This is a genomic window from Sphingomonas leidyi, from assembly GCF_011761945.1.
Lineage (GTDB): Bacteria > Pseudomonadota > Alphaproteobacteria > Sphingomonadales > Sphingomonadaceae > Sphingomonas > Sphingomonas leidyi.
Genome location: NZ_JAASQV010000002.1, coordinates 91,762 through 104,128 on the forward strand (window position 1 = coordinate 91,762; position 12,367 = coordinate 104,128).

9 protein-coding genes are annotated in these 12,367 nt (G+C 69.7%); 5 read left to right on the top strand and 4 right to left on the bottom strand.

Translation table 11 applies throughout. The annotated features are described in order from the left end of the window. Window positions 1–15: 15 nt before the first annotated feature. The 3 genes from FHR20_RS10115 to FHR20_RS10125 form a co-directional block, all read right to left on the bottom strand. Window positions 16–1,464, bottom strand: a complete 1,449-nt coding sequence (locus tag FHR20_RS10115) for a M56 family metallopeptidase (protein ID WP_167299539.1) — start codon at window positions 1,462–1,464, stop codon at window positions 16–18. Then, on the bottom strand, window positions 1,461–1,835 hold the full coding sequence (locus FHR20_RS10120; protein WP_167299540.1) for a BlaI/MecI/CopY family transcriptional regulator: 375 nt from the start codon (window positions 1,833–1,835) through the stop codon (window positions 1,461–1,463). Before FHR20_RS10120 ends, FHR20_RS10115 begins: the two co-directional genes overlap by 4 nt. 77 nt (window positions 1,836–1,912) lie before the next feature. Further along, a complete protein-coding gene (locus tag FHR20_RS10125; RefSeq protein ID WP_167299541.1) occupies window positions 1,913–4,168 on the bottom strand; it encodes an NADP-dependent malic enzyme in 2,256 nt (751 codons plus the stop codon). A 227-nt stretch (window positions 4,169–4,395) separates the two neighbouring features. On the opposite strand from FHR20_RS10125, the gene mutS reads away from it, so the two are divergent. Next, the gene (gene mutS / locus FHR20_RS10130) at window positions 4,396–6,975 is read left to right on the top strand and encodes a DNA mismatch repair protein MutS (RefSeq protein WP_167300463.1); all 2,580 of its coding nucleotides are present in this window, start codon (window positions 4,396–4,398) and stop codon (window positions 6,973–6,975) included. Beyond that, the gene (locus FHR20_RS10135) at window positions 6,972–7,196 is read left to right on the top strand and encodes a hypothetical protein (RefSeq protein WP_167299542.1); all 225 of its coding nucleotides are present in this window, start codon (window positions 6,972–6,974) and stop codon (window positions 7,194–7,196) included. The genes mutS and FHR20_RS10135 overlap by 4 nt, the downstream gene beginning before the upstream one ends. A 51-nt stretch (window positions 7,197–7,247) precedes the next feature. On the opposite strand, the gene FHR20_RS10140 is transcribed toward FHR20_RS10135, so the two are convergent. Continuing rightward, complete coding sequence (locus FHR20_RS10140; RefSeq protein ID WP_167299543.1) at window positions 7,248–8,150, bottom strand: LysR family transcriptional regulator; 903 nt, start codon at window positions 8,148–8,150, stop codon at window positions 7,248–7,250. Window positions 8,151–8,249: 99 nt separating this feature from the next. Between FHR20_RS10140 and FHR20_RS10145 the strand changes: the two genes are divergently transcribed. The 3 genes from FHR20_RS10145 (at window position 8,250) to FHR20_RS10155 (ending at window position 12,308) form a co-directional block, all read left to right on the top strand. Next, window positions 8,250–9,416 carry an MFS transporter gene (locus FHR20_RS10145; RefSeq protein WP_167299544.1) on the top strand — a complete coding sequence of 389 codons (1,167 nt, stop codon included), beginning with the start codon at window positions 8,250–8,252 and terminating at the stop codon, window positions 9,414–9,416. Window positions 9,417–9,437: 21 nt separating this feature from the next. Further along, on the top strand, window positions 9,438–11,501 hold the full coding sequence (locus FHR20_RS10150; RefSeq protein ID WP_167299545.1) for a S9 family peptidase: 2,064 nt from the start codon (window positions 9,438–9,440) through the stop codon (window positions 11,499–11,501). A gap of 330 nt (window positions 11,502–11,831) precedes the next feature. Beyond that, window positions 11,832–12,308, top strand: coding sequence for a c-type cytochrome (locus tag FHR20_RS10155; protein ID WP_167299546.1), 477 nt, complete (start codon window positions 11,832–11,834; stop codon window positions 12,306–12,308). Window positions 12,309–12,367: the final 59 nt, after the last annotated feature.

Consider the following 12,367-nt stretch of genomic DNA (forward strand, 5'->3'; position numbering starts at 1 on the left):
TGCCGGGTTGGGGGGCTAGTAGACGCCCGCCATCTGCTGGGCCTGCCTCTCCAGCCGGTCGGCTTCGTCCGCCAGCGATGCCCCCACGTTGCGATAGCCCTGGCGGACATCGAGCGGCAGGGCGCGGTCATGGGCACGGTCGCGATATTCCAGCGCGGCCTTGCGCAGGCGCTGCACGGCGGCGAACCGCTGTTCCGTCGGCGGCGCGACTCTGCGCGCGGTGCCCGTGCCGGCCGGTGGAATTGCCTCGCCCATGGTCGGCATCGGCGCTTGGGCCCTGAACCGCGCCGCCGCCCCCGCAGCGCGCGGCACATCCCGGGTCGGGGCGGGAGTCGACGCGACCAGGGCCCTGGCCTTGGCCTTGGCCAGGACGCGTACCGACTCGTCATGCCGGGAAGAGGATGCCCGTGGCGCCGGCACCACAGGCGTCCGTGCCGGTTCCTCCCGCACCTGGGCAGGCGACATGGCGTGCGCCGGCCGGGCCGCCGCACGATCGCCTCCCGGCACGGCCGACGCCTGGGGCCGCTCGACGACCTGCATCGCGGCAACCGGCGCAATCCCCAGCGGGATGCCACCGATCAGCAGCGCGCATGCAAGCCCGCTCGCCGGCTTGCGCGGGGCCGCATCGAGCACGCGCCGGATCCGCCGCGCCATCGCACCGCGCGAGACCGCCATGCCGCAAGCTGCATGCGCCCCGCATCCGCCGGCGACCGCAAGCAGCGTCTGCGCGTAATCAGCACGCCCGACATGCTGCAGCGCGTCCTCGTCGGCGGCCAGCTCGGTTTGGCGAGCCAGCTCGGCGACGAGCAGCCAGGCGAGCGGGTTGCACCAGAACAGGGCCAGCGCCAGCCGAGCGGCGAGCATCGCCGGCCAGTCGAACCGGCGAACATGCGCGATCTCGTGCGCAATCACCGCGGCGGCGCGATCGGGGCACCGCTCGATATCCGGGCCGATCAATATCGTCGCCGGCGCGACCCCCAGGCTCAGGGGCGAGGCGATATGAGGTGAAACCAGTAGCCGCACGGGCCGCCTCAAGGGTTTGGCGGCCCGTGCGAACACCTCCATCCACACGGGATGGGAGGCCGGCACCGCATGGCGGGTCCAGCGGTGCAACAGGAAGAGCCCGATGGCGAGGCGCAGCAGCACGAACGCGGCACCTCCCAGATAGGCCAGGGCGATCCAGTCAATCTCGGGTACGACAGGCGCTGCGGCGACGGGCAGCGCCGCAGCTTCGGCAATGGCGGGCAAGGCGGATAGCGGCGCGGCCGCCGGCAGCACCGCTATCTCGACCGCGGGCATCGCCAGGAGGAGCGGCGGCAGCAGCAGCAGCGCGGCCACGCCGGCGCGCAGCACCGCCACGCGCTGCGAAGCGGGCCGGCCGCGCAACGCCTGGCTGGCGAGCAGCGCGACACCGCAGGCGAGCGCGGATTTCCAGCCGAGCGCGATCAGCAGCTCCACGATCATTTCGCTTCCCCCCGCGCCTCGTCGATCGCGCGCTGGAGTTCGTCGACTTCCGCGCGGGTGAGCGCCTTCTCCATGCCAAGCAACGCCGTCGCGGCGCGCGCCGCCGAGCCCTGGAAGAAAGTATGCACGAGGCGCTGGAGCGCGGTCTCGGCCACCGAGTCGGCCTGCTCCACCGGCCGGTAGACATAGGCCTGGTTGCGCGTGCTATGGCCGATCAGCCCCTTGGCCTCGAGCCGGCCGAGCAAGGTGCGCACCGCCGAATCGCTCGGCGGGTCGGTCAGCGCGCCGCGCACGGCGATGGCCGTGCCCTCGCCCAGGCTGCACAGCGCCTCGAAAACCTCGCGCTCGCGGCGCGGCAGCGATTCGATCACGACTCGACCTCCTCTGACCCGCTACATTTGTAGCATGCTACAAATGTAACAGGCAAGAGAGGTCGTACTGGCCTAGATCAGCGTGCGATCCCGCCGGCCGCGAGCACCGCCAGCGTCACCAGTTCGCTGGCGGTCGCCGTCATCGGAGCGATCTGCACCGGCTTCTCCATGCCGATCAGCATCGGGCCGATGGTGGAATCGCCGCCCAGTTCGCGCAGCAGCTTGGCCGAGATGTTGGCCGATTGCAGGCCCGGCATGATCAGCACATTGGCCGGGCCGGAAAGGCGCGCAAAGGGATAGTTCGCCAGCTGGCGCTTGTTGAGCGCCACGTCGGGCGACATCTCGCCCTCATATTCGAACTCCACCCCGCGCCCGTCGAGCACCTTGATGCCGCCGCGGACATTGTCGAGCCACTGGCCCTCGGGATTGCCGAAGTTCGAATAGCTGAGAAAGGCGACGCGCGGCTCATGGCCCATGCGGCGGGCGACGGCGGCCGCGCCCTCGGCGATGTCCGCCAGTTCCTCGGCATTCGGCCGCTCGTTCACGGTGGTGTCGGCAATGAACACCGTGTGCGACTGGCCGACCAGCACGTGCATGCCGAAGGGCGTGCGGCCCGGGGCATGATCGATCACGCGCTTCACCTGGCGCATCGATTCGGCCCAGGTGCGGGTGACGCCGGTGATCATCGCATCGGCATGGCCGAGCTGGAGCAGCAGCGCGCCGAAGATGTTGCGGTCGCGGTTGACCATGCGCTCGCAATCGCGGCGAAGGTAGCCGCGGCGCTGCAGGCGGCAATAGAGGAACTCCACCATCTGCTCGACCAGCGGCGAGTTGACGCTGTTGTGCAGCTCGAAATGCGCCGGATCGGCGCCGAGCGCCTTCAGCCGGTCGTGCACGCTCTCGCGGCCCACCAGCACCGGCGTGCCATAGCCGCCATCCTTGAAGGCGATCGCCGCGCGCAGCACGACTTCCTCTTCCGCCTCGGCGAAGATCACGCGCTTCGGATTGGCCCGTGCGCCTTCATACGCGAGCGAGAGCACCGACGTGGTCGGGTTCAGCCGCGCGCGCAGCGCCTGGCGATAGGCCGCCATGTCGGTGATCGGCTTGGTCGCCACGCCCGAATCCATCGCCGCCTGGGCGACGGCGGCGGGCACCAGCTCCATCAGCCGCGGATCGAACGGTGCCGGGATGATGTAGTCGGGGCCGAAGCTGTGCTGCACGCCATAGGCCGCCGCCACTTCCTCGGGCACCTGCTGGCGGGCCAGCTCGGCGAGCGCGGTCGCCGCCGCGATCTTCATCGCATCGTTGATCGTCGTCGCCCGCACGTCGAGCGCGCCGCGGAAGATGAACGGGAAGCCCAGCACGTTGTTGACCTGGTTCGGATAGTCCGAACGCCCCGTCGCGATGATCGCGTCCGGGCGCGCCGCGCGCGCCTCGGGCGGGGTGATCTCGGGATCGGGGTTGGCCATCGCGAAGATGATCGGCTTCAGCGCCATGTGGTTGAGCAGCTCGGCGGGCAGCGCGCCTGCGGCCGACAGGCCCATGAACACGTCCGCGCCCTCCAGCGCATCGGCCAGCGTGCGGCGATCGGTGGCGACGGCATGGGCCGACTGCCACTGGTTCACCCCTTCGCGGCCCTGATAGATCACGCCGGTCCGGTCGAGCATCAGCAGGTTGCCGTGCGGCAGCCCCATCGCCTTGATCAGCTCGGCGCACGCGATCGCCGCCGCGCCGGCGCCGTTCATCACGACGCGCGTGTCCTTGATGTCGCGCCCGGTCAGATGGAGCGCGTTGATCAGGCCCGCGGCGGCGATGATCGCCGTGCCGTGCTGGTCGTCATGGAACACCGGAATGTTCATCCGCTCCCGCAGCGTCTGCTCGATCACGAAGCATTCGGGGGACTTGATGTCTTCCAGATTGATGCCGCCGAAGCTCGGCTCGAGCAGCTCGACGCAGTTGATGAAGGCGTCGACGTCCTCGGTCTTCACTTCGAGGTCGATCGAATCGACATCGGCGAAGCGCTTGAAGAGAACGGCCTTGCCCTCCATCACCGGCTTGGAAGCCAGCGCGCCGAGATTGCCCAGCCCGAGGATCGCGGTGCCGTTCGAGATCACGGCGACGAGATTGCCCTTGGCGGTATAGTCATAGGCCGCCGCCGGATTCTCGGCGATCGCCAGCACGGGCACCGCCACGCCGGGCGAATAGGCCAGCGCCAAGTCGCGCTGCGTCGCCATCGGCTTGGATGCGATGACTTCGATTTTTCCCGGCCGGCCCTCGGAGTGATAGAGCAGCGCCTCGCGCTCCGAAAACTGGACGTTCGATTCCTCAGACATTCTTCTCTCCAGATTGCCTCCCCTTTAGGGGGGCCGTTCCGACGCCGCAATGTGCCGAATGCGATGGATTCCCATGCATCCGCCACGGATCGGCACGGATCGACCCGCCCAGATGTGCGGATTTCCGCACATCCGGCCTTTTCCCCAGGAAAATGCCCCGCCGGGGTGTTGATCGCGCACCGGGTTCCGCTAGGCCGCAAGCCATGTCCTCCGCAGCTCCCACCCCTATGATGGCGCAATATCTCGCCTTGAAGGCAGAAGCGGAGGATTGCCTGCTCTTCTACCGGATGGGCGATTTCTTCGAGCTGTTCTTCGACGATGCGAAGATCGCCAGCGCCGTGCTCGACATCGCGCTCACCGCGCGCGGCGAGCATGACGGCGAGCGCATCCCGATGTGCGGGGTGCCCGCGCATGCGATGGAGGGCTATCTCGCCCGGCTGATCAAGGCCGGCCACCGCGTCGCCATCGCCAACCAGACCGAGACGCCCGAGGAAGCGCGCAAGCGCATGGGCTCCAAGGCGCTGGTCAATCGCGCGATCATCCGCGTCGTCACCGCCGGCACGCTGACCGAGGAATCGCTGCTCGACAGCCGCACCGCCAATTGGTGCGCGGCGATCGGCGAGGCCGGCGGAAGCGTGGCGATCGCCTGCGCCGACATCTCCACCGGCCGCTTCGAGATCATCGAGAGCAGCGCCGACCGCGCCGCCGCCGAGATCGCCCGCCTCTCTCCCGCCGAGACGGTGGTCGGAGACGGCTCGGCCTTTGACGAACTCGCCACCGTCGTCCGCCCGCGAATCGATTTCGACAGCGCCGGCGGGGAAGCGCGGCTGAAGCGGCTGTTCGGCGTGGCGACGCTCGACGGCTTCGGCCAGTTCTCGCGCGCGGCGCTCGCCGCCGCCGGGGGCCTCGCCGCCTATCTGGAGCACACCACCAAGGGAGCGCTTCCCTTCCTGCGCCCGCCGCGTGTCACGCGCACCGAAGCCGCGATGGCGATCGACGCGGCGACCCGCGAGAGCCTCGAACTCACGATCAGCTCGGCGGGCACGCGCAGGGGCAGCCTGCTCGATAGCGTCGACCGCACCGTCACCGGCGCCGGCGCCCGCCTGCTCGGCAGCGATATCGCCGCCCCGCTGATGGACCGGCCAGGCATCGAGGCGCGGCTCGATCTCGTCACCCATTTCCACGACGATGCGGGCCTGCGCGACATGGTGCGCGGCGCGCTCCGGGCGATGCCCGATATCGGCCGCGCGCTGGGCCGCCTCGCCGCCGGGCGCGGTTCCCCGCGCGACCTGGGCCAGCTGCGCGACGGGCTCGACGGCGCCTGGCGCCTCGCCGAGCGGCTGGAGGCGACAGGCATCCCGCCCCTGCTCGCCGATCTCCTGCCCCAGATGCGCGGGCATGGCGCGCTGATCGACCTGCTCGGCCGCGCGCTCGTCCCCGAGCCGCCCATCGACGCCGCCAATGGCGGCTATATCGCCGAGGGCTATGACGCCGCGCTCGACGATCTGCGCGACGCGGGCGCCGGCGGCCGCCGCGCTATCGCCGCGCTCGAAGCCGAATATCGCACGCGCACCGGGATCGGCTCGCTCAAGATCCGCCACAACGGCGTGCTCGGCTATCATATCGAAGTGCCGGCGAAGAACGCCGATCCGCTGATGGCGCAGGACAGCGGCTTCACCCATCGCCAGACGCTGGCCGGCGTCGTCCGCTTCAACGCGCCCGAACTGCACGACGTCGCGGTCAAGGTCACCCAGGCCGGCGCCCATGCGCTCGCGGCCGAGGCCGCACATCTCGAGGACCTTACCACCCGCGCGCTCGACGCACGCGAGCCCATTGCCCGCACCGCCGACGCGCTCGCCCGGATCGATGTCTCGGCCGGCCTCGCCGAGCGCGCCGCCGAGGGCGGCTGGGCGCGTCCGCACCTCGTCGAGCATGCCTGTTTCGAGATCGAGGGCGGCCGCCACCCGGTGGTCGAGGAAGCCGTCGCGAAGTCGGGCGGGCGCTTCGTCGCCAATGACTGCACCCTCTCCGAGTCCAGCCGCCTGTGGCTGGTCACCGGCCCGAACATGGGCGGCAAGTCGACCTTCCTGCGCCAGAACGCGCTGATCGCCGTGCTGGCCCAGGCCGGCAGCTATGTCCCCGCCGCCCGCGCCACATTGGGGCTGGTCGACCGGCTGTTCAGCCGCGTCGGCGCATCGGACAACCTCGCCCGCGGCCGCTCGACCTTCATGGTCGAGATGGTGGAGACCGCCGCAATCCTCGCCCAGGCGACGCCGCGCAGCTTCGTCATCCTTGACGAAGTGGGCCGCGGCACCTCGACCTATGACGGCCTCGCCATCGCCTGGGCCGTGGTCGAGGCGATCCATGAGGACAATCGCTGCCGGTGCCTGTTCGCCACGCACTATCACGAGCTGACCCGGCTCGCCGAGCGTTGCGACGCGCTCACGCTCCACCATGTCCGCGCCCGCGAGTGGAAGGGCGACCTCGTCCTGCTCCACGAAGTCGCGGAAGGGCCGGCCGATCGCAGCTACGGCCTTGCCGTCGCGCGGCTCGCCGGCTTGCCGCCGGTGACGATCCGGCGCGCCAAGTCCGTGCTCGACAAGCTGGAGGCCGGCCGCGCCGCCACCGGCGGCCTGGCCGCGGGCCTTGACGACCTGCCCCTGTTCGCCGCCGCCGCGATCGAGGAGGAGGAGTCCGTCGACGCGCTTCGCGCCGAGCTGGGCACGCTCGACATCGACAGCCTGAGCCCCCGCGATGCGCTCGGGGTCCTGTACCGGCTCAAGGGCCTGGCGGCGGAAGGCGCATGAACGCCGCCGACCTCATCGACCAGTTCCTCGCCATCCTGCTGCGCGAAGTCGGCGGCACGCGGCGGCGGTGGCGGAACGTGATCGGCCCGGTGAAGCGCTACAGCGCCGCGACGCATCCGCATTGCAACTGGTCGATCACCCCCGGCGGCGAGGCCGAGGAGAATGCGGCGGTCGAGCGCATCGCCGACCGGCTGCGGGACAGGCATCCGATCATCGATTGAGCCCATGTCGCCGTCCCGGCGACGCCCGGCCTCGTTCCTCGCTGGCGATATTCAGGACCGCCCCAGCTTCTCCACCAGGAAATCGACGAAGGCGCGCACGCGTGCCGGGCGGGTGGCGCCGCCGACATAGAGCGCGTGAATGTCCTCGCGATCGCCGGGGTTGAACGGCTCGAGCAGCGCGACCAGCCGCCCGGCGGCAACATGATCCTCGACATGGAAGCTCCCGACCCGGACGACACCGACACCGGCCAGCGCGAGCTGGACCAGCGTCTCGCCATTATTCGCCTCGATATTGCCGCCGACGGGCAAGGCATAGTCGCGGCCGTCGCGCCGGAACGGCCAGACCGGCTCGGCGCGGCGGAAGTTGAAATTGAGGCAGTTATGCGCGTGCAGGTCCTCGGGCAGCGCTGGCGTGCCCATGCGCGCCAGATAGTCGGGCGAGGCGGCGATGGTGCGGCCGGTCTCGCCAAGCTTGCGGGCCGTGAGCGGACTGTCCGCCAGCGGGCCGAAACGGATCGCGACATCGGCGCGGCCGCCCGCGACGTCCTCCAGCGTATCGCTGAGGCTGATGTCGACCAGGATGCCGGGATAGCGCGCGACGAATGCGCCGAGCAGCGGCACCACCGAGAGCCGGCCATGCGCCAGCGCGGCGCTGACCCGCAGGCGCCCGCGCGGCGCGGCCTGGTCGGCGAGCGCGCCCTCCACTTCGGCGATGTCGGCAAGGATGCGCTGGGCCGCGTGGAGATAGGCATCGCCCTCGGGCGTCAGCACCAGCCGGCGCGTGGTGCGCGTGATCAGGCGCACGCCCAGCCGGGCCTCGATCCGGCCGAGCGCGCGGCTGACCGCGGAAGGCGTGAGGTCGAGCCGGCGCGCGGCGGCGGAGAGGCTGCCCTCGCGCACTGCCGTCACGAAGATTTCCATCTCGCCCGATCGATCCGCCATGATGCGTGTCATTCGTGATTCCCAAGCACAGATGTTTCGCCTTTCGACGCTCTACTGGACGCGTGCATGCCGGTCCATTTGCATTGCCGCACAAATCCCGGAGCCCTATTCATGAGTCCTCGCCTCGCCCTCACTGCGCTCGCCATCGGTGCCTTCGGCATCGGCGTCACCGAATTCACGCCCATGGGGCTGCTTCCCGTGATCGCGGGGGATCTCGGCGTCTCGATCCCCGCCGCCGGCCTGCTCGTCAGCGCCTATGCGATCGGCGTGCTGATCGGCGCGCCGCTGATGACGCTGACCACCGGGCGGGTGCCGCGCCGCACGCTGCTGATCGCGCTCGCCGGCATCTTCACGCTCGGCAACCTGCTGGCGGCGCTGTCCGACAGCTATGCGATGCTGCTGGCGGCGCGGATCGTGACTTCGCTCAACCATGGCGCGTTCTTCGGCGTGGGATCGGTGGTGGCTGCCGGCCTGGTCCCGCCCGAGCGCCGGGCCGGGGCGATCGCGACGATGTTCATGGGCCTGACGATCGCGACGATCGGCGGCGTGCCGCTCGCCACCTGGGCGGGCGAGGCGTTCGGTTGGCGCGCGGTGTTCGCGGCGATCGCGGCGATCGGCGTGGTGACGATGGCGGCGTTGCGGCTGTTCGTGCCGGCGCTGCCCGGCCAGGCGGATGCCGATATGGGCGCGGAGCTGCGCGTGCTGGGCCGCGGACCGGTGCTGTTCGCGCTGGCGCTGACCATGGTTGGATTCAGCGCGATGTTCACCGTCTTCACCTATATCGCGCCGATCCTGCGGGAGGCGGCCCATGCTTCCACCTTCCAGGTGACGGCGGCACTGGTGCTGTTCGGCATCGGCCTCACCGCGGGCAATTGGCTGGGCGGGCGCTATGCCGATCGCTCGGTCGAGGCCGCGCTGGTCACGATGACGGCGGCGCTGGCGGTGCTGCTGGTGCTGTTCGCGCTCGGCATGTTCTCGTTGCCGGTGGCGATGCTCCTGCTGCCGCTCTGGGGGGCGGCGAGCTTCGCGCTGGTGCCGCCGCTGCAGATGCGCGTGATGGACGCCGCGCACGAGGCGCCCAACCTTGCCTCGGCGATGAATATCGGCGCGTTCAACCTGGGCAACGCGATCGGCGCGGCGCTGGGCGGCGAAGTGATCCGCCAGGGGCTGGGCTATCCGGCCGTGTCGCTGGCCGGCGCGGCGATGGCGCTGGCCGGGCTCGCGATGGTGCTCGCGCCCCGGCTGGCGCGGCGACGGCGGGCAGTGGCGGTCGGCTGAGGGGCGCGCTAGGGAAGGCCGATGACCGACTTTCCCAAGCCGCCCGTCGCCGCCACGCGCCCGCACAGCTTCACGCGCCACGGCGTCACGATCGAGGATCCCTGGGCCTGGCTCAAGGACCCGGCCTATCCCAATGTCGCCGACAAGGACGTGCTCGCCTATCTCGAGGAAGAGAACGGCTATTTCGAGAAGGTGATGGCGCCGCTCAAGCCGCTCAGCGAGACGCTGTTCACCGAGATGCGCGGGCGGATCAAGGAAGACGAATCCACCGTTCCGCAGAAGGACGGCGATTGGCTCTACTGGACCGACTACGAGACCGGCGGCGAATATCCGCGCTGGTGGCGGCGCCCCGTGGGCGGCGGCGCGGACGTGATGATCCTCGACGAGCCGGCACTGGCCGAGGGCAAGGAATATTTCCGGCTCGGCGCCTTCTCGGTGAGCCCGGACGGCCGGCTGCTCGCCTATGCCGTCGACGACAACGGCTCGGAGCGGTTCGAAGTCCGGGTGAAGAATCTCGAGACCGGCGAATTGCTGCCGGACACGATCCCCGGCATGCTCTCCGAAATCGTCTGGACCGCGGACTCCCGGGGCTTCCTCTACGGCCTCGCCAACGAGAACTGGCGGACCGACAATGCCCGCTGGCACAGGCTCGGCGAGCCCGTGGCGCAGGACGTCGAGCTCTTCAAGGAAGCCGATGAGGGCTACCGCGTGGCGGTGGGCGAGACTCAGTCGCGCAACTATCTGCTCGTCTCGACCGGCGACCATGTGACCAGCGAAGTCTATCTCCTCTCGCCCGAGGATCCTTCCCGGCCGATGGTCTGCGTCAGCCCCCGCAAGCCGGGCCGCGAATATGACGTGGACGAGCATGACGGCACGCTGTTCATCCACACCAACGACGTCGATCCGCAGTTCCGGCTGGTGACCGCGCCGGTGGCGGCGCCCGGCGAATGGACCGAGCGCATCGGCCCGTCGGCGCATTTCTACATGACCGGCGTGACCTGCTTCGCCGACTATTTCATCGTCGAGGGGCGCGAGGACGGGCTCGATCAGATCGAACTCCACCGCTACGACGCCGCCATCGCCCCGGTACGGCTGAAATTCCCCGAGGCCAGCTATGTCGCCGGGCTGGGCGACAATCCCGAATATGCGATGGACAAGCTGCGCATCGGCTATGAGTCGATGGTCACGCCGGGCACGGTCTATGACTATAGCGTCGCCACGGGCACGCTCGAGACGCTGAAGGTGCAGGAGATCCCGTCGGGCTATGACGGATCGAAATACCGCACCGAGCGGCTGAAGATCGCCGCCCGCGACGGCACCGAGGTGCCGGTGTCCATCGTCTATCCCAAGGACTTCCCCAGGGACGGCACGGGCAAGCTCTATCTCTATGCCTATGGCGCCTATGGCTATGCGATCCCGCCCGGCTTCTCGACCAGCCGCATCTCGTTCCTCGATCGCGATGTCGCCTTCGCCATCGCCCATATCCGCGGCGGCGACGATCTCGGCCAGCAATGGTATCTCGACGGCAAGCTCGAGAAGCGCACCAACAGCTTCAACGATTTCGTCGATGTGGCTAGGGGGCTGATCGACCGGGGCTTCACCCATGCCGGCGGCATCGCCATCGCGGGCCGCTCCGCGGGCGGCGAGCTGATGGGCGCGGTGATCAATTCCGATCCCGACCTGTGGGCAGTGGTCGTCGCCGACGTGCCCTTTGTCGACGTGCTCAACACCATGCTCGACGAGAGCCTGCCGCTTACCCCGGGCGAATGGCCCGAATGGGGCAATCCGGTGACGGATCCGGCGGCGTTCGCGCTGATCCGCTCCTATTCGCCCTATGACAATGTGACTGCCCAGGCCTATCCGCCGCTGTTCATCTCGGGCGGGCTCAACGATCCGCGCGTCACCTATTGGGAGCCCGCCAAATGGGCCGCGAAGCTGCGGGCGACGCGGACCGACGACCAGGTGCTGGTGCTCAAGACCAACATGGGCGCCGGCCATGGCGGCAAATCCGGCCGGTGGGAAAGTCTGCAGGAAGCTGCCGACGAGATGGCGTTCGTGCTGTGGAAGCTCGGGACCACAGCCTGAGTCCCGCCCGACTATCCCACCGGCCGCACCGCGAGGCGGGTCTCGCGGTGGCATTGGTGGCAGAAGGCGAAATCGAACGTCTCGCTGAGCGCCCAGGCCTGGGAACTGACGTCCCATTCTGCCCAGGCGTCGCGCGTAACGGCAACACCGCCGCAACGTTCGCACGCATACTCGACCCGAGGAGCTTCGCCTTCTGCCACGCCCGGCAGCATAGGGGATCTCCGATCCGTTTCGGCGGTAACCATCTCCATAATGGACAAGGTTGCGCGGCCGTTGCGGATCGGAGGAAGGAGGCCTAGCCTCGCCTTCTCCGACCAAGGGAGCGAATCCATGCGCACTTCCATGCTCGCACTCGGCGCCGCGGCGGCGTTGTTCACCGGCCTCGCGGCCACCGCCCCGACCAGCCGCGCCGTCGCCGCCGATCCGGCCGCGGACGTGATCGCCGGCCGCAAGGCCGCCTTCCTGCTGTCCGGCGCGCTGTTCGGCCAGATCAAGGCGGGCATCGATCGTGGCGATGATCCCAAGGCACTGGGCTTCGCCGCCCGCGCGCTGGCCGGCTGGGCCCGGGCGATCCCCGGCATGTTCCCCGCCGGCAGCGGCGCGGCGCCGTCCGAGGCGCAGCCCGCCGTGTGGAGCGACCGCGCCGGCTTCGAGGCACGCGCCGCCGACTATGCCGCAGCGGCGGCCAAGCTCGCCGAGCTCGCCAAGGCCGGCGACAAGGCCGGCTTCGCCGCGCAGTTCGGCGAAGTGGGCAAGGCCTGCAAGGCGTGCCACGATGCCTATCGCAAGCCCGACGACCATCATTGAGCAAGCCCGCCCGGGCGCCCGGTTCCGGTTCAGCGCAACGAAAGCGCGGCTTCGCGATT